This window comes from Metabacillus litoralis (genome assembly GCF_003667825.1).
Classification (GTDB): Bacteria; Bacillota; Bacilli; order Bacillales; family Bacillaceae; genus Metabacillus; species Metabacillus litoralis_B.
Window position 1 is genome coordinate 276,038 of sequence record NZ_CP033043.1, and the last position, 17,457, is coordinate 293,494.

The following is a 17,457-nucleotide window of genomic DNA, read 5'->3' on the forward strand; positions in this document are numbered from 1 at the left end:
ATAGATATTATGTCAGGGACAATAAGAGAACATATAAAACCGGGTATAAAAGTGAATGTCGTACAAAAGCAAGATCAGCGTACAGGCAAATTAACTGAAGGAGTTGTTGCGAAAATTTTAACAAACTCTTCATCTCATCCACATGGTATCAAAGTTATGCTTCAAAGTGGAATTGTTGGTCGAGTAAAAGAAATAATTGATTGATACATTGAGTTAAATTTTATAGTGATTATCTTTGAGTGAAGATATTTCCTAGCTTTGTAAAAGTGTAAAAAATTGTAATTTGTGATTAACCTCAAGATGTTAGACAATTTGCTCAAGTATGTTTAGAGCATTTTTCAAATCTTTATGATTTAGTGATTGAAACAGCATAAAATGATTCGAAATGGATGGAGAAGCCACCCAATGTTATTAATAGAAGAATTAATGAATAAAGATTGATCAAAAAAAGTCCTCCTTGTTAATAACTGGGAAGACTTTTTTTAATATAATTTTAACGGATGTTCACTACTCAGAAGCAGAATTGAATTGGTTTCGGTAGAAAAGCTTTTCGTAAAGTACCTGAAATCCATACATAAAAATAGATTTCGCTAAAAATAAAAGAGAAAGCTGGAATTTTGTAAGTCTTACAAGAGACACATATCCAATTTTTTTAAACCAAGATATTGCAATGTAAGTAAAAATAGAGTCGATGATGATATTAATAAAGATATATAAGTTGAATTTTCCAAAAGTGTATTTAAAAACCCATAATGAGCCTATAAAGAAAGGTCCAATTATTAATGGTAGCTCAGCTAAAACATTAGGCTTTATTGAAAACGGAAACCACCACCATTTTCTCTTTTGAGCTAAAGAGCCTTCTGCTATCAGGTATAAGCACATAAATAGTGAACCTGGCAGAAATCGTTTAAATGTTTTTTTATTTAATAAAGGTAATGAAAGCCAAGGTAATATAGTCATTAAGGTGATGTATAGTCTAGTGTGCCGCATTTATAAACACCCTTTTTTTCTTATTCGTATATCATTATTTTTCCAAATTTAAATTGAAATATGTAAATATTTGAAGATCAAATCATTTCTTTCCCTATTTTATCGTAAATATATACATAATAGGGGAGGGAGTAGTATGAATGATAATTTGATACCCGTGTGGGATGAACATTTGTTTTGGTTAGAGGTTCTGCAAGATCATGCTTATTTTGTTAGAGATCATCTCTCTGTGAGTGAAGTTGACTATGTTCGTGTATCTCAGCAGTATATTTATCTTTTTGAAGAACTTATTTCTTTATTAAACTCGATTCCACGAAAAGTTTACTATAATGATGAAGGAATGATTTCTTTTGCTAAAAAAGCATGGCCGGTGGTAAAAGGCTATTTTGAGTTTGAGGGGAACTTACAATCACTTAGAATTGATAATAAAGTGAATTTAAATTTATCTCCGACGTATTTGAATGGTACACTTGCTGAAAATCAGGAATATTTACGTATTTTGACTTTCTTAGTTCAAGGGAAGAAACCCCTACCTCTTCCACTTGCAGATTTAATGGATTTATGGTTGGAAGATCAATTAGGACACGTTCTTCTATTTGAGGACTTACTAGATCCGATAGAATTAATTGCAACTAAGCAGGCGGAAACCTATATTAACAGGTACCAAGCATTTATTGTACAAAATCGGCATTTAAAAGGTTACTTACGATTTAAGGAACCAAATTTTGCACGACAAAAAGAATTTGCCAATGATGTAGGCAAGACCACGATTGAAATGAGTCAGTTTATTTATAGTATGGTGATTAGATATAAGGAAAACAAACTTTTGAATAAATCAACACTTCGCTTTCTTGAACATCATTTCCCAGAAACCTGTTATTTTATTAAAAAGCTAAGCTATTATGCACCTAGTTTAAGTGAAGAAGCTAGTAAATGCTCTCTTAGGAGACCATCTTATTCATAAAAGGGCAAAAAAAGATACGTTAATGACAACGTACCTTTTTTAATGTACTAGTGGAAACTAAAGTGTAGTTATAGTATAGGATGATATTTTTAACCAATAGCCAATTCAAAAGAGCTAGTACAAATTCGTACTAGCTCCCCTTTATTTTAATAAACTTTATCACCGTTAAAAATAGAGTTCTTCACAACAACATAATCCACGTGACGAATAGCGTCTAAGCTAGTGCCACCAGCATATGAGATAGAAGATTGAAGGTCTTGCTCCATTTCAGTTAATGTATCCTGTAGCGCACCTTTGTGCTCTACATACATTTTTTTACCTTCAACATTTTTCTTTTCACCTTTTTGAAATTCAGAAGCTGAACCAAAATACTCTTTGAAAAGTTTTCCGTCTTTTTCTATTGTTTGACCTGGAGATTCTTCATGACCAGCAAATAGGGAACCAATCATAACCATAGTCGCACCGAATCTAACAGATTTTGCGATGTCACCATGTGTACGAATACCACCGTCAGCAATTATTGGTTTACTTGCTGCTTTTGCACACCAGCGAAGTGCTGCTAATTGCCAGCCACCAGTTCCAAATCCTGTTTTGATTTTTGTGATACAAACTTTTCCTGGCCCAATCCCAACTTTAGTTGCGTCAGCACCTGCATTCTCTAGTTCTCTTACTGCTTCAGGAGTACCAACATTACCAGCAATGACAAAGCTTTGTGGTAAATATTCCTTAATATGTTTGATCATTTTGATTACCGCGTTAGAATGACCGTGGGCGATATCAATTGTAATAAATTCTGGTACAAGCTTTTCTTCAGCTAATTGTTGAACGAAATCATATTCTTCATCTTTCACTCCAACACTAATTGATGCGATTAATCCACGCGATTGCATATCTTTAATAAAATCTTGACGTTTCTCTGGCTCGAAGCGGTGCATCACATAAAAATATCCATTTTCAGCTAAATAAGTGGCAATTTTCTCATCGATAATTGTTTGCATATTTGCTGGAACAACAGGTAATTTAAATTTATGTCCCCCTAATGATACAGTCGTATCACACTCAGAACGGCTATTAACCACACATTTTGCAGGAATTAGTTGTATATCTTCATAGTCAAATACATTTTCCATTGTATAACACCCCTAAATACGAATATTAAAAGTTTTTACTAATATAATTGTTCGTCCCTTAGGTAATTTACATCATTTTTGAAGGGATGTCAAAACTTTTTTAAAGCAATTTCATTAAAATGCGGGTGATTTTATATGAAATTGTTGATCGCTAAATGGAAATATTCTCAATCTCTACCTTTATTATGATGATTGTTATCCCTATCAATTCATTTGTAAGTTCCCGACTCCTAAGAAAAATGATTTTATAAGATTTTCTTTAAGGTTTTTTTAAGGTTGAGTCGTAATAATTACCCTATCAAATGATCATTTCATTTAAGGAGGAAAAAGCATTGAAAAAGTGGATTTCAATTGGTGTTGTCGTGCTTATTTTAGCAGGTGGGGGCTTTTGGTTGTATAAAGGAAATAAAACAGTAACTACTGCTAGTGCGCAAGTGATGACGACAACAGTAGTAAAAGGTGATATTGAGGTGCAAGTAACTGGTTCTGGTTCTGTTTCCTCTATTAACAGCAACGATGTTACATCTTCTTATGGTGGAGAGGTAGACGAGGTTCTTGTAAGTGAAAACGATGTGGTGGAAGAGGGAACAGAGCTTATTACATTCACAGATGGAAGTGATCCAATTACAGCTCCACATGCTGGAACTGTTACGACCTTGGATGTTGAAAGTGGAAGCAATGTACAAAATGGTCAAGTGGTGGCACACATAACTGATTATGAAACACTTCAAACAGTTATTTCTGTAGATGAGCTTGATATTGCCAGTATTAAAGAAGGACAAACAGCTGAAATAACGGCTAGTGCATTTCCTGATGATACGTTCACAGGAACGGTGACGAGTGTTTCAAAAGAAGGAACCTCTGAGAATGGTGTATCAAGCTTTGAAGTAGCTGTGCAATTTGATGATTCAAAAAATCTATTAATTGGTATGTCAACCGAGGTAAGTATTACAACAGAAAGTAAACAAGGAGTTATATATGTTCCAATTGAAGCAGTGAAAATGCAAGGGAACGAGAAATATGTGACAGTTCAAAATTCTGAATCGGCAACCGAAGAAGATGCGGCAACAACAAGGCAAGTTGTTGAAACAGGAATTAATGATGATCAAAATATTGAAATTGTTTCTGGTTTAGAAGAAGGACAAATTATTCAACTGGCGATTACAATTTCTGCTGAAAGCAGCTCATCAACTGAAGAAACAGGAGGGTTCCCAGGTAATGGTGCAGCCGGAATTCCAACCGGTGGCGCAGGTGAGTTCCCAAGAGGTACAGGTGAGACTGGTACACGTCCTAATGGTATGGGAAGAGGCGGAGAATAATGGGAAAACCAGTTATTGAAATACAAAAAATGTCCAAATCCTATGAACTTGGTGGTGAAACAGTTAAGGCTTTGCGAGAGGTGTCCCTTCAAATAGATGCAGGGGACTTCCTTTCAATAATAGGACCGTCTGGCTCAGGAAAATCAACATTTATGAATATGATCGGCTGCTTAGATAAACCAGATTCAGGTGAATATTTACTAGATGGAAAGGTAGTTAGCAGTATGAAGGACAAGGAGCTTGCCGCAATAAGAAATAACAAAATTGGTTTTATTTTTCAACACTTTAATTTGCTAAATAAGCTTTCGGCACTTGAAAATGTAGAACTACCACTCGTATATAGAGGAATAGGCGTTAAGGAACGAAGAGAAAAAGCGATTGAAAGCTTAAAAAGAGTTGGTCTTGGTGAACGAATCCATCACCTACCAACACAGTTATCAGGAGGACAGCAACAAAGAGTTGCGATTGCCAGAGCCTTAACAGGGGATCCTCCTGTTTTGCTGGCGGATGAACCAACTGGAGCACTCGACAGCAAAACAAGTAAAGAGTTGTTAAGCATGTTAAAGGAATTAAATGGACGAGGACAAACAATTGTTATTATTACCCATGATTTAGAAGTTGCGAGAGAAGCAAGCAGGATCGTTCGAATTCAGGATGGACAATTGTTTGAAAATGGAGGTGATTGGTTTGAACCTAGTCGAGTCTATCAAGATGGCATTCAAGAGTATCAAGAACAATAAAATAAGAGCACTTTTAACAATGCTTGGTATTATTATCGGAGTTGCCTCGGTTATTACACTAGTCGGCGTAGGTCAGGGCTCCTCACAATCGGTAACGGAAGATATTGGTAGCTTAGGAACAAACCTTCTTACCTTGAGTGTTAATGATACAACATCAGTACAGCTGAAGGAAGACCAACTTACACAATTTGAAGAATTAAGGGGGATTTCAAAAGTAGCCCCTGTTGTAACTGGTAGAGTCAGTAGCAAGAATGGAGAAAATTCTACTCAAGTTTCGATTACAGGTACCAATTCTACTTATTTATCTGTTAGAAGCTTAACGCTCAGTCAAGGTCGATTTATCTCAGATATGGACAATGAATTGCGACAAAAAGTAGTTGTACTTGGTTCAGATACTGCTAGCACTCTTTTTCCAAATCAAAACCCAGTAGGGCAGAGTATACAGGTTGAAGGAGTATCATTCAAAGTAGTTGGGGTTCTTGAATCTGTCGGAACTTCGCTTGGAATGAGTGGGGATAGTGTGATTGTTGCTCCTCTTTCAACAACTCAGAGAGTAGTAAAGAATACAACAATAGGTACAATTTATTTTCAAGCTGAAAGTGAAGATCGTATTAATCTTGCCAAATTTCAAGTACAAGGCTTAATGACTACACTTTTCCCTAATTCAAGTGACTACTATTCTGTATCAACACAGGAAGATTTAATGAAGACGATGAGCTCCGTTTCAAATACAATGTCACTTATGCTTGGAGGAATTGCTAGTATTTCCTTGCTTGTCGGGGGAATTGGAATTATGAACATTATGTTAGTTTCTGTTTCTGAAAGAACCAAGGAAATCGGTATCCGGAAAGCTATTGGTGCAAATCGTCAATCGATCTTACTGCAGTTTTTAATTGAAGCCATCGTCCTTAGTACCCTTGGTGGTTTAATCGGTGTTTTTTTAGGATTAGGTGTTTCAAAGCTGATGGAGTTATTTTCAAGCATCACCATCTCATACTCTCTGTCAGTTACATCACTTGCGTTTTTGTTTTCTTTATTAATCGGAGTTGTATTTGGAGTCTTTCCAGCAAATAAAGCGTCAAAACTAAATCCAATTCAAGCATTGCGTCAGGAATAACGTTAACCCAAATTACTTAAATCAAGTTTTAGGGTATTAGGTGAACTTTTAAAAAAAGGGATAAAAAAAGAGGTGCGAAACGATGCAAGTAAAAAAAGGAATGAATGTAATAGTAATGGGATCAATGATCACCTTCACAACACTTTCTTCTTTTCCTATAGAACAAGTGAAAGCCGAAGAAAATGTAACAATAGCAAACTCTACCAGACTATCTGCTCTAGAAATCGCTGAATTCGAGTTAGATCAAACCTTTTCTAGCAATATAGGTGAATACACCGCAACGGTTTCAAATGAAATGAAAACCATGAATATTCTATTAAACACCGAAACAGAAGGTGCGGTAATCGCGATAAACGGAGAGGAAGTCGATAGTAACAAGCAACTAGCTTATTCTCTTGAAACAGGTAAAAATATGTTTGCAATTTCTGTAACGAAAGACAGCGAAGTATCAACCTACAGTTTAATAGTTGTGCGTGAACAAAATGAAAATAGCAGTTTATCTAATCTAACTTTATCTGAAGGAAAAGTAAACTTTTCATCAACTGTTAAACACTACTCTGTTGATGTCGGAAATGCAGTTCGTTCCTTAATTGTTACACCAACTACAGCTGTGGATACATCAACAGTTCATGTGAATGGAACAAAAGTGGACCCTAATAAGGGAGTTTCTATCAATCTCCCAGTAGGTGAAACAAAAGTTTCTATTGTTGTCACAGCAGAAGATGGTAGCCAGACAACTTATTTTGTTGCAATTACGAGAATAGAAGACACGAACAACGATACGGTTACAACAGAAAATACTTCTTCGTCAACATCAAAGAAACAACAAACTGAATCTAATGCCGTTCCGACCTCAGGAACCAATTCTTCACGTTCTTCCTCTGACCTAGCAAATATGACAGGTTCAACAATTACAGGGAGCACAAGTGCTTCGTCAAAAGGGGATAGTACTTTAGAGGAAACATCAACAACTGCAAATTTAGCCGCATTAAACACCACATCAGGTACGTGGAATAAATCGTTTGATCCGGATACTTATACCTATCATATTGCTGTAGCAGCAGATGTTAGCAGTGTGACAATTTCGCCAACTGCAGAATATAGTGGGGCGGAAATTGAAATCGAAGGTGGAACAAGCACGACAATTAGCCTTCCGGACCAAGCAACAACAGCCATTTCCATAAAAGTGAGTAACGATACTGACCGAAAAACATATGTATTGGTGTTTGATAAGGATGTAGAAGAAGATACAACGTCAGATACAATAACTGCAACTGAAACAACTTCAGAAGTTGAGCTATCTGAGGCACCGACTGGTCTTGAGTCACCTTCGAATAACGGAAGTGATCGAGCCAACAAAGAAATGGCAGTAACGAATCAAACAACTTCAGAATCATCGAATTCGTTTTGGAACTGGATTAAATCTTTCTTTACTTTTTAATAAATCAAAGATAAAACCTCACAAACGAAATTCTTAGGTTTGTGAGGTTTTTGTTGGCTTCAGAATAACTATTAAGATGTCTTACTCATATACATCACATACGTAGATCGATCTTCATCTATCTCCGCAGAAATCTTTTCGTACTCTTCATTTTGAATCCATAAATAATCATTTCCAAGAAGTGATAATGCTTCTTCATGTGAATATAAATCATATGTAAAGATGAGGGGTGACTCACTGAACTCTTTGAAGTCCCTGACTTCAAGTGTAACATGTGAATAGCGATCGGCTTGATCAAAAACATATTCATCAGTGTCTTCTTCGACATAAATGACATAATATTCTTCTTCAAGACTTGAGGAGGTTTTTTGATAAACCTTTTTTCCTTTAATAAAAAAATCACATAAACGACGACAGTAAATTTCGTATGGATCAGCAAACTCGTAATGATATAAAGCTGGATATCCATTGCGTTCATCATTTAGCCGATATTCCAATTTATAACTTTTTTTCATATTTACCTCCAAATTTGTGATTGTTTTTACTATACTATAAAAGGGTAGTTCATGACGGGGGAATTTTCCAAAAACTTGTCAAAATTTATTGATACAATTCTTATGCTTTTTAAGGAGGGGTGTTTTCTTGAGTAAAACAAGTAAGCTATTAACTGGCATTATTTCAGCTTCGATGATTACGGCAGCAGGTTGTGGGAATAATCAATCATTACCGCCCGTCCCAGAAGATTCAGAATGTGGCGATTGGGAGTGGGAAGCGGATGAAGGCGTTTGGGAATGTGATGACGACTATTCATCACATTACGGCCACTATTATTATGGGGGAAAATATTATTCGACGAAAAGCAGCCTTAAATCGAGCTCTGCTTATAAAAGCTATCAGTCTAGCAGTTCTTTTAAAGGAGGGGGCTCTAGTTCGGGCTTTGGAAAGGGATCTAGTGGAGGATTTGGTGGGTAATGTCTCAACCATTTAACCTAACAGAACATCAACACAACCGAAAAAGAATGTATCAAAAACTCGATTCCTTCTGGCACGACCTTTATGAAAGTGAATATGCATTATATGATATAGCCCTAATGACTAGTGAAGAAATCGAGGAAATACGCCTAGCCACAAATCGCATTGGCCATATTTTTTTGAAAATGGGGAATTTACTTAGAAGCTCTCCTGATGAATCTTTGCTTCAGCTTGATATTCCAAAGAATATGCTTCCGTTCATCCGACACCGTGCTCTACCAATTGATACTGTCATATCAAGGGTTGATTTAGTTAAAACAAGTGAAGGGTTAAAGGTACTTGAGTTAAATAGCGATACACCCACATTTGAAAAAGAAGTCTTTGATGTGAACAGCTTTTTATGCCAAGAATTTGGAGTTGATGACCCAAATGAGGGGCTATCCGAACAGCTTGGGAGTGAAATGAGAAAAGCGATAGCTGAAGCCCTACATCGCAGCAAACATAATGAACCTCCGTATATTGTTTTTACATCCCATGAAGAACATGAGGAAGATAAGTTCACAACGATCTTTCTAAAAGATCTGGCAAATGTAGGAGCTAATTATGTTCCCTTACATAAATTAAGGATTCAAAAGGGTGAAGGGCTATATGATGATGAAGGAAACAGAATTGATGTATTGTATCGTCAGACCTATCCGTTGGAGCATTTAATTGAAGATGTGAGTGAAGAGTCCGGAGATCCGATTGGTGAGCAATTACTCCAACTTGTTTGTTCCAATAAGTTGATTATGTTAAACCCAATTTCAGCATTTCTCCTTCAATCAAAAGCTGTTCAGGCAGCAATTTGGGGGATGAAGGAGCTTGATTCGCCTTATTTTACGGAAACAGAAAAACAATGGATTTATCAATATTTTTTACCAACATACCTTGAGGAAGATATTTTTATTGAAAATGGAATGAAGTATGTGAAAAAACCTAGTTTTGGTAGAGAAGGAGATACAGTTTCTGTGTTTCAAGGGACTGAAAAACTATTTGAGGACAAACATAAAACGTATGAGAAATCTCTACCAGTTTATCAAAAATATGTGGACCTTCCCTCTCAACAGATCAAAACGATGAATGGTATTTTTGAAGGAAAAGTATTAATAGGAAGTTTCCTTATTAACGGAAAAGCAAGTGGAATAGGACTAAGAGCAGGCAAGCAAATTACAGACAATAATGCCTACTTTTTACCTTTAGGAATAAAAAAAGGAAGGGAATGAGAAGATGACATTTTTAGACTTATTTTTATCAACGGTTTCTTATATTGGATTGGCTATTGTTTTGTTGATCATTGGGATTATTTTGTTTGAAATAACAACAAAGAACAAAGAATTTGAACTAATCAAAAACGGGAATAAAGCAGCTGTTTATGCGTTTGGTGGTAGAATTTTAGGGCTTGCTATTGTTCTTTATTCATCAATCTCTAATTCTGTTAATATCTTTGATATGGTGATTTGGGGAAGCATTGCGATTGTGATGCAGATTATTATTTTCTATTTAGCAGAGCTTTTAACACCAAAGTTTAATATTACAAAAGCAATCGACGATGATAACCAAGCTGTTGGATTATTTTTATTATTTTTGTCGATATCAATCGGACTTATCATTGCTGCATCATTAACATATTAATAGAAAAAAGCGGGGGAACTAAGGTTTTACCGCTTTTTTTGTCATTTAGCTAGTATTTTAAAATTGTCTTAAACTGACACTTTATTGTCAAAAAAATACCCTAATAAAACCAAGCTCCTAAGCGTATTGTTATGTGAAGGGATTGGTTTTTTTATTCGTATTAGTACTAGGAAGCGAGTTAGGGTAAGTGTTTTACTATAAAAAATTGAGGGAAAGGTACAACAGTCGTTTCGCTCTTTTACAACATTTTCTGTTAAAATAAACCAATAAGCCTCTTACATAATGAGGTTATTACTCGTATACATTTTTCTAATCTTTTCGAATTTATACGAATTTTACTTCAGTTTAAATTTAAAAGGATTGCAGGAGGAAAATATGACAAGAGAAGATCAACTAATTGAAAAATCATTTTATGAAACATTTTTATCTGATGGTGATAACAGGCGTCCATCACGGATCCTTGGTCAGGCCTATTTTGAGGAACAAAATCGAGAAGAAAGCTTTGATTTGTCATATATTCGCTTTGCTCAAGGAGAAATCTATTTTCATGATTTGGATTATGAGGCTGCTATTTTTAAATGGGAAAATATTAAAAATGAGTTGGAGCCTTGGGCGAAGATGAATATAGGTGATGCCTACTCTCAGCTTGGATTGTTATCTGCAGCAGAGGATATGTATAATTCGATTGAGACAAGTGAGGATACATTAAAAAGTGAGGTTGCTTTAAAGCTCTTTTTTCTTTATAAGGAAAGAGGAAAAATGGAACATGCTTATGAAACAATAAAAAAAGCGGTTTTATTGGATCCGGATTATCCAAATGTAACACGAGTTGCACGCGATTTTTACGAAGAAAATGAAGATGATGAGAATGCTGTTAAACTGGCTGTTGATGAGCTTATTCGTACTGAAAAAGAAGAATGGTTTTCAGTTATTACCTCATATGTAAAAGCAGGCAACACCAAAAGCTTTTTACCAGACTTTTTTGCAGATGCTTTACTTACCATTCATGACGTTAATAAACAATCCTTCATCTCTTTTACTCATGCATTATGGAATAGTTATAGAAATGAAGAGTCATATCTTCAATGGATCAATACGATTAATGAGTTGTTTATGATTGTTCAACATGAAGAGGAGTTTGAGTGGAATCAAATCGTTCAACTTTATGAAGAAACATTTATTGAATTAACAGATGGACGCTACTTTCTACAAGACCTTCAAGTAGTGATGCCTAATCTATTATCTTGCTGGTTAAAGCTCTCAACAAGAGAAAATGGGTTAACGCCAGCTGCCACTGTTTTAGCCTGGAATGAAATTTTTTCTGGTCACATTATTCACGATAGTATATATCGTGCAGAAGCAATTATTTTTGAAGTGGAGAACAACCAAAGTGGATTGCAGCAGGCTCTACAATTATTTAAAACAGTGAAAAAGTGGGCGGAAGGACATTCTCTTACTGTTGATTATAAAACGGTATGGTGGTTGGAGGAATTACTTAATTCGAATATTAAGCAGCATTTCTTACTTGCAGGATTCGAAGGTAGTGGAAAAACAACATTTATGCACTCACTCCTAGGTGAAAAACCGTATAAAGGTACAACAGCTTCTATGGTCATTTTCCACGATGATGATGAACTGTCATTCAGTCAGATCACAAGTACGGGACATCGTTTTCTTGAAAACCAACGTGAAATGCTTGAGCATATGGATGAAACTTCTTTATTCCAAGTAAAGCAACCATGTATCTTTTTACATGAAAATCAATGTGCCATTATTGACACACCTTCCTTAAACGGTAGTTTTAGAAATGAATTTTTTGACACATTATTGTTAGCAGATGGAGTATTTTTTGTTTTGGACGGAGCTGATCCTCTTTCAGATGAAGAGTATAATGTATTATGTCAAATGAAAAAATTTGCTCCAGATATAAATGTTCATTTTATTTTAAATAAGGTAGATTTAATTGCGAGTGACGCAAATACACAAGCAACCATTAATGATATAAAAAGAAAAGTTGTAAATATTTATCCAGAGGCAGATATTCTGCCATATTCTTCTTTACATCCATTTAGTCAGCAATCGAGCAAGCTTAACACGTTTGTAAACACACATTATCCTTTTGATATGAAAGAAAAGCCAAACAAAAGAACAGCTAATGTGCTAACGTTAATTCGACATGTTCTAACTGATTTGCTTCATAAAAGAGAAGAAATGGAGAAAGGCTTTATCTATTCCATTCAATGGAATGAAGACATTTTAGGAAGATTAAAAGGCTTGAGTCTAAAATTAAAAGATCTTCAACATGAAAAAGTGGAGACTATTATTGCTGCATACAGAACCTTACTAAAAGAAAGTAAAACAGAGTTAATGGAAACCATTCCAAGGCTGTTAAAAGAAAGCTCAGAATATATTAAGGAAGATAGTGATTTTAAAGAAATTCACTTAAACTTAAATGAGAAGATGAATGAAAAAATACAATCGTATATTGAAGAAACACTACTTCCTACCGTTTATCATCAGCTGGATACCTGGGTATCAGCTTCTCACGATGAATTCCTTGAAAGTCAATCTTTCTTAGTGGAGATGAGTGAAACGTTCAATGATATTTATCAAGAGAAAAAGCTTTCTTTACAATGTGATTTTGCGCTTTTAGATGATTGGCGCCGAGATTTAGACAGAATGACAGGTCGAATTCAATATGAAAAAGAAAACATTATGTTAAAGAAAAAACCTGCTCAGTTATTATTAAAAGGTGCTGGTAGGCTATTGGGTACAATGAATCAAAGCAACAATATGCTCTATAATCAATACAAGAAATATGTTGAAAATGAAACATATGAAGAAGTAACAGCCTCTATTGCGAATAAACTATTTTTGCCATTTGAATTATTTGAAAAGGGCTTAAGTCAAGATGTTACATCCTTTTTCCAAGGTGCCATTCAAGAGGTGAAGGAAACGATTGCTGAAACAGAAACCATTATCCAGGATGGAAAAGAAAGCTTGGATAACATGAGATCAAATCCTGAGGTCTTTTATGATCCTTTAAAATTATTTGAGGTAAACCTACTTCAGCAGGAATTTAGCCTACAAGCTAAGAAAGATTACAGTCGAACAGGTTGAAAGTAGAAGAGACTATTCCTTATGTGCTGAACCCTAAAAGTTAGAATTGGTTCGCCTAACTTTTGGGTGCACATCATTAGGAAAGGTCTCTTTTTTATGCAAGTTAATTGAGAAAAGAATATAATGAAGGTAACATGAATTCATAACCAACAAGGCACGTAAGTCATAACTACCTGAGGAGAGTACATATATGGTAAAACATAAAAAGTTTAATTTAAAAATCCCCCTTCTACTTATGCTTTTATTAATTATTGTGGCTTTTATTCCAACGCCTTACTACCTTTACCAACCAGGTTCGATCGAAGCGTTACAGCCAAAAATTAAGGTAGAGGATGGGTACACTAAGGAAGATGGAAGCTTTCATTTAACAACAATTTTGTCGATCAAGGCAATGAATCCATACATATTGGCTTATGGGCTAGTAGCTCCGCATACTGATATTGTAAAGGAAGAGGATGTTAAAGGGGATTTAACAGATCAGGAGTATGATAGATTACTCGAATTTATGATGAAGAATTCTAAGCAAAATGCGCTAGTTGCTGGTTTTAAACAAGCTAGAGAAGAGGTTAAGATTGATTATCATGGAATTTTTGTTAGTGCAATTTTGGCAGACTCTCCAGCAAAAAATGTTCTTCAAGTAGGAGATGTCATCACAAGTATCGATGGTAAAAAAATGTATGAGGCAACTGAATTTATTTCGTATATAGAACAAAATAAAAAAGAAGGTGATCAAGCTACACTAACAATTACTCGCGGAGGAGACGAAATAAAGAAAACAGTAGAAATGGTGAAACTGGACCCATCAACTAATAAAGTGGGAATTGGTATTGCCCCTGAAGAAGATTTTACGGCAACCGTCCCTAGAGATGTTAAAATTGAAAGTGATGATATTGGCGGTCCTTCAGCAGGTCTAATGTTTTCCTTGGAAATCCTCAATCAGCTAATAGCTGAAGACTTAACTAAAGGTTATAAAATTGCCGGAACTGGGACAATTGATCATAACGGAAACGTAGGGCAAATAGGCGGGATTTCTCATAAAATTACAGCAGCCTATGAAGACGGAGCTGACATCTTCTTTGCACCGAAAGACATCACTTCTTATGATCAAAATGAAAAAGAGGTTATAGCAGAAGTCGAGAAGAATGACTATGAGGTAGAAGTTGTGCCAGTAGCAACCTTGTCTGAAGCTGTTGAATATTTAGAGGGACTAGAGGAGAAGAGTTAAATATGTTTTGTGGAAGAAGCCTGGTTTGGGCTTCTTTCTTTTAGTTTTTAAAATTAGAGTACAAGTCGAATTGCGTGTTGGTCGCGTCAGTTACGAGTTGTCGCGTCAAAAAGGGATTTGGTTAAGTCAAAACCGCAAAAAGTCATGTCAAAAAGACTAGAGGTTAAGTCAAATTGCGTGAAGGTCGCGTCAGTTACGAGTTGTCGGGTCAAAAATACGTATGGTTAAGTCAAATCCGTAAAAAGTCCCGTCGAAAAGACAAGAGGTTAAGTCAAAATGCGTGAAGGTCGCGTCACTTAAGAGTTGTCACGTCAAAAATGCCTGTGGTTAAGTCAAAACCGCAACAAGTCCCGTCAAAAAGACCAGAAGTCAAGTCAAATTGCGTGTTGATCACGTCACGAACGAGTTGTCGCGTCAAAAATACATGTGGTTAAGTCAAATCCGTAAAAAGTCACGTCAAAAAGACCAGAGGTCAAGTCAAAATGCGTGAAGGTCGCGTCGCTTACGAGTGGTCGCGTCAAAAATACGTTTGGTTAAGTCAAAACCGCAAAAAGTCACGTCAAAAAGACCAGAAGTCAAGTCAAATTGCGTGTTGATCACGTCACGTACGAGTTGTAGCGTCAAAAATACATTTGGTTAAGTCAAAACCGCAAAAAGTCACGTCAAAAAGACTAGTGGTCGCGTCAAAATGCTTGTTAGTCACGTCACTTACAAATTGTCACGTCAAAAATGCCTGTGGTTAAGTCAAATCCGTAAAAAGTCACGTCAAAAAGACCAGAGGTCAAGTCAAAATGCGTGAAGGTCGCGTCGCTTACGAGTAGGTTCGTCAAATCCTCTGCCTATAAACAGAAGAAAACGCTCTAACTATCGTCAGAGCGTCCTCGTTCAGTACAACTTACAACTATAACACTAAAGATCCAACAATTCAGGCCGTTCACAAGTGCTTTCCATTATATAATGAGTACTGTTGCTAGATGAATCGTGGAATCCATGCATAGCTTCTAACACATGATAAGCTAAATCTCCATTGGCGCGGAACTTACCTCCATGTAAAATGGCTTTTGCCATGTCAGCTACACCTAACCCTCGGCTGTTATCGATATAATCAGATTTTACAGGTATATCAACGAATTCTTTTTCACCACGTTTTCTAATGCGCACTGGCCCGCCAAATGTATTTGGATCAGGAACAAGCAGAGTACCTTCACTCCCGTATATTTCAATTGGGGGAAGGGAGGTGCCGCCCATTGCATCGAAACTTGTCGTAAGAGTTGCAACAGCACCAGATGCAAAATCTAAAACACCGGAAATATGAGTTGGTGTTTTAACTGTCAGCTTTTCACCAGATTTTGGTTCACTTGTTATGATTCGTTCGGAATAGCTAATTCGGGCTGATCCAGAAATTCGCTTAATCGGTCCCAACAGAGATACTAGTGTAGTTAAATAGTACGGCCCCATGTCAAACATTGGGCCACCTCCAACATCATAGTAAAATCCAGGATCTGGATGCCAATGTTCGTGGCCACGGCTAATCATAAAGGCAGAGGCTCCAATCGGAGTGCCGATTTCTCCTTTTTCAATAAGAGAGATGCTTGTTTGAATGCCTCCTCCTAAAAAGGTATCAGGAGCACTTCCAACTAAGAGATTGTTTTTCTTTGCTGTTTCTAAAATTTGCTTACCTTCTTCACGAGTTATGCTAAGTGGTTTTTCTGTATACACATGCTTACCAGCCTCGAGTACTTTAATACAGACTGAGGCATGAGCTTTCGGGATCGTTAAATTTATCACTAATTGGATCTCAGGGTCATTCAGTAACTCTTCAACAGAATAAGCATGAGGAATCCCGAATTTTGCTGCTTGTGATTTGGCGCGCTCTTGATCTAAATCTGCACAAGCGATAAGGTCAAGATGCTCAAACTTTTGACAGTTTTCCAGATAAATGGAGCTGATATTACCACAGCCGATTATTCCGATTTTTAGCTTTTTCATATAGACACCCTCCAGAGTTATTAAGACTATTGACTGTCACCCATTCCAGTGTATTTACGACTAATTCCATTGCTAGACAAAACCAACTCTTCAGCACGTTGTTTACCATCAGCAGCCCATAAGAAACCTTTTCTCATGATATGAGTAACCTCTGGCATGGAGACTATATTAGCTTTATGGCCTAATGAATTATAAAACACATTTCCTTGTCCCCAACGTTTTGTCCAAACAACTGGCATATCTACTGCTTTGTTTGTTGCGTGGGGACCATCAACAACTGGAAAACGTGTTGTAGCTAGTACTTCAACAGCAGGGTCTACATGAAGATAATACTGTTCACTTACTACTTTAAAATCAGAAAGGCCTTCTAAAAGAGGACTTGTTGAATGCTTAATGTTGACCATATATTCAACACCATCATTACCTGGGTGTGCAACCCAATTTCCACCTGTCATAAACTGCCAGTCAACATTATTGCGAAAAGAATCACACATTCCACCATGACATCCGGCTATACCAACACCGCTTATTACAGCATCTGAAATATTAAGAACATATTTCTTATCTATTTCACCCATCGTCCAGTGCGGAACAATTAAGTCAAAGGATTTTAATTTTTCTGGATCTGCGTAAGATTCAAGGGAGGAAGATACTTCTACCGAGAAGTTTTCTTCTTCGAGAATGGTTTTAAAAATTTGAGCAACTTGCTCAGGTTCATGTCCATCCCAGCCTCCCCAAACAATTAAAGCGTTTTTTTCACTCATTCTTTTTTCTCCTCT

16 protein-coding genes are annotated in these 17,457 nt (G+C 36.3%); 11 read left to right on the forward strand and 5 right to left on the reverse strand.

Going from position 1 to position 17,457, the window contains the following annotated elements; translation table 11 throughout:
• The first annotated feature begins 9 nt into the window (after positions 1 to 9).
• Positions 10 to 204, forward strand: a complete 195-nt coding sequence (locus D9842_RS01115) for a YwbE family protein (RefSeq protein ID WP_121660899.1) — start codon at positions 10 to 12, stop codon at positions 202 to 204.
• Between the two features lie 303 nt (positions 205 to 507).
• Here D9842_RS01115 and D9842_RS01120 read toward each other — a convergent pair whose 3' ends face one another.
• Complete coding sequence (locus tag D9842_RS01120; RefSeq protein ID WP_121660900.1) at positions 508 to 990, reverse strand: hypothetical protein; 483 nt, start codon at positions 988 to 990, stop codon at positions 508 to 510.
• A 136-nt stretch (positions 991 to 1,126) separates the two neighbouring features.
• On the opposite strand from D9842_RS01120, the gene D9842_RS01125 reads away from it, so the two are divergent.
• The gene (locus D9842_RS01125; protein ID WP_162987263.1) at positions 1,127 to 1,954 is read left to right on the forward strand and encodes a DUF2935 domain-containing protein; all 828 of its coding nucleotides are present in this window, start codon (positions 1,127 to 1,129) and stop codon (positions 1,952 to 1,954) included.
• Between the two features lie 146 nt (positions 1,955 to 2,100).
• Here the strand turns inward: D9842_RS01125 and guaC are convergent, their stop codons facing one another.
• Positions 2,101 to 3,084, reverse strand: a complete 984-nt coding sequence (gene guaC / locus D9842_RS01130; protein WP_121660901.1) for a GMP reductase — start codon at positions 3,082 to 3,084, stop codon at positions 2,101 to 2,103.
• 332 nt (positions 3,085 to 3,416) lie between these two features.
• Here guaC and D9842_RS01135 point away from each other — a divergent pair, with 332 nt between their 5' ends.
• The 4 genes from D9842_RS01135 (at position 3,417) to D9842_RS01150 (ending at position 7,701) form a co-directional block, all read left to right on the forward strand.
• Positions 3,417 to 4,403, forward strand: a complete 987-nt coding sequence (locus tag D9842_RS01135; RefSeq protein WP_121660902.1) for an efflux RND transporter periplasmic adaptor subunit — start codon at positions 3,417 to 3,419, stop codon at positions 4,401 to 4,403.
• Positions 4,403 to 5,143 carry an ABC transporter ATP-binding protein gene (locus D9842_RS01140; protein ID WP_121660903.1) on the forward strand — a complete coding sequence of 247 codons (741 nt, stop codon included), beginning with the start codon at positions 4,403 to 4,405 and terminating at the stop codon, positions 5,141 to 5,143. Before D9842_RS01135 ends, D9842_RS01140 begins: the two co-directional genes overlap by 1 nt.
• Positions 5,082 to 6,260 (forward strand): ABC transporter permease, encoded by a 1,179-nt coding sequence (locus D9842_RS01145; protein WP_306821524.1) that lies wholly within the window; start codon positions 5,082 to 5,084, stop codon positions 6,258 to 6,260. The genes D9842_RS01140 and D9842_RS01145 overlap by 62 nt, the downstream gene beginning before the upstream one ends.
• A gap of 82 nt (positions 6,261 to 6,342) precedes the next feature.
• The gene (locus tag D9842_RS01150) at positions 6,343 to 7,701 is read left to right on the forward strand and encodes a cadherin-like beta sandwich domain-containing protein (protein WP_121660905.1); all 1,359 of its coding nucleotides are present in this window, start codon (positions 6,343 to 6,345) and stop codon (positions 7,699 to 7,701) included.
• Between the two features lie 71 nt (positions 7,702 to 7,772).
• Here the strand turns inward: D9842_RS01150 and D9842_RS01155 are convergent, their stop codons facing one another.
• Positions 7,773 to 8,216 carry a hypothetical protein gene (locus D9842_RS01155; RefSeq protein WP_121660906.1) on the reverse strand — a complete coding sequence of 148 codons (444 nt, stop codon included), beginning with the start codon at positions 8,214 to 8,216 and terminating at the stop codon, positions 7,773 to 7,775.
• A gap of 127 nt (positions 8,217 to 8,343) precedes the next feature.
• On the opposite strand from D9842_RS01155, the gene D9842_RS01160 reads away from it, so the two are divergent.
• From D9842_RS01160 to D9842_RS01180, 5 genes are all read left to right on the forward strand, one after another.
• Positions 8,344 to 8,673: an aminotransferase yhxA gene (locus D9842_RS01160; RefSeq protein WP_121660907.1), complete on the forward strand. Its 330-nt coding sequence runs from the start codon at positions 8,344 to 8,346 to the stop codon at positions 8,671 to 8,673.
• Positions 8,673 to 9,935, forward strand: a complete 1,263-nt coding sequence (locus D9842_RS01165) for a glutathionylspermidine synthase family protein (protein WP_121660908.1) — start codon at positions 8,673 to 8,675, stop codon at positions 9,933 to 9,935. The genes D9842_RS01160 and D9842_RS01165 overlap by 1 nt, the downstream gene beginning before the upstream one ends.
• Before the next feature lie 4 nt (positions 9,936 to 9,939).
• Complete coding sequence (locus D9842_RS01170; RefSeq protein ID WP_121660909.1) at positions 9,940 to 10,344, forward strand: DUF350 domain-containing protein; 405 nt, start codon at positions 9,940 to 9,942, stop codon at positions 10,342 to 10,344.
• A 375-nt stretch (positions 10,345 to 10,719) separates the two neighbouring features.
• On the forward strand, positions 10,720 to 13,464 hold the full coding sequence (locus tag D9842_RS01175; RefSeq protein ID WP_121660910.1) for a GTPase domain-containing protein: 2,745 nt from the start codon (positions 10,720 to 10,722) through the stop codon (positions 13,462 to 13,464).
• Between the two features lie 190 nt (positions 13,465 to 13,654).
• Positions 13,655 to 14,689 (forward strand): SepM family pheromone-processing serine protease, encoded by a 1,035-nt coding sequence (locus D9842_RS01180; protein ID WP_121660911.1) that lies wholly within the window; start codon positions 13,655 to 13,657, stop codon positions 14,687 to 14,689.
• Between the two features lie 909 nt (positions 14,690 to 15,598).
• Here the strand turns inward: D9842_RS01180 and D9842_RS01185 are convergent.
• Together D9842_RS01185 and D9842_RS01190 are read right to left on the reverse strand one after the other, a co-directional pair.
• Positions 15,599 to 16,678 carry a Gfo/Idh/MocA family protein gene (locus tag D9842_RS01185; RefSeq protein WP_121660912.1) on the reverse strand — a complete coding sequence of 360 codons (1,080 nt, stop codon included), beginning with the start codon at positions 16,676 to 16,678 and terminating at the stop codon, positions 15,599 to 15,601.
• 26 nt (positions 16,679 to 16,704) lie between these two features.
• Positions 16,705 to 17,442 (reverse strand): ThuA domain-containing protein, encoded by a 738-nt coding sequence (locus tag D9842_RS01190; RefSeq protein WP_121660913.1) that lies wholly within the window; start codon positions 17,440 to 17,442, stop codon positions 16,705 to 16,707.
• Positions 17,443 to 17,457 lie beyond the last annotated feature (15 nt).

What these genes read in the sequence shown, in the direction of transcription:
- D9842_RS01190 (WP_121660913.1), bottom strand. Translation starts at nt 17,442, where the DNA reads ATGAGTGAAAAAAACGCTTTAATTGTTTGGGGAGGCTGGGATGGACAT.
- D9842_RS01175 (WP_121660910.1), top strand. Translation starts at nt 10,720, where the DNA reads ATGACAAGAGAAGATCAACTAATTGAAAAATCATTTTATGAAACATTT.
- D9842_RS01170 (WP_121660909.1), top strand. Translation starts at nt 9,940, where the DNA reads ATGACATTTTTAGACTTATTTTTATCAACGGTTTCTTATATTGGATTG.
- D9842_RS01120 (WP_121660900.1), bottom strand. Translation starts at nt 990, where the DNA reads ATGCGGCACACTAGACTATACATCACCTTAATGACTATATTACCTTGG.
- D9842_RS01180 (WP_121660911.1), top strand. Translation starts at nt 13,655, where the DNA reads ATGGTAAAACATAAAAAGTTTAATTTAAAAATCCCCCTTCTACTTATG.
- D9842_RS01140 (WP_121660903.1), top strand. Translation starts at nt 4,403, where the DNA reads ATGGGAAAACCAGTTATTGAAATACAAAAAATGTCCAAATCCTATGAA.
- D9842_RS01155 (WP_121660906.1), bottom strand. Translation starts at nt 8,216, where the DNA reads ATGAAAAAAAGTTATAAATTGGAATATCGGCTAAATGATGAACGCAAT.
- D9842_RS01150 (WP_121660905.1), top strand. Translation starts at nt 6,343, where the DNA reads ATGCAAGTAAAAAAAGGAATGAATGTAATAGTAATGGGATCAATGATC.
- D9842_RS01185 (WP_121660912.1), bottom strand. Translation starts at nt 16,678, where the DNA reads ATGAAAAAGCTAAAAATCGGAATAATCGGCTGTGGTAATATCAGCTCC.
- guaC (WP_121660901.1), bottom strand. Translation starts at nt 3,084, where the DNA reads ATGGAAAATGTATTTGACTATGAAGATATACAACTAATTCCTGCAAAA.
- D9842_RS01125 (WP_162987263.1), top strand. Translation starts at nt 1,127, where the DNA reads ATGAATGATAATTTGATACCCGTGTGGGATGAACATTTGTTTTGGTTA.
- D9842_RS01115 (WP_121660899.1), top strand. Translation starts at nt 10, where the DNA reads ATGTCAGGGACAATAAGAGAACATATAAAACCGGGTATAAAAGTGAAT.
- D9842_RS01165 (WP_121660908.1), top strand. Translation starts at nt 8,673, where the DNA reads ATGTCTCAACCATTTAACCTAACAGAACATCAACACAACCGAAAAAGA.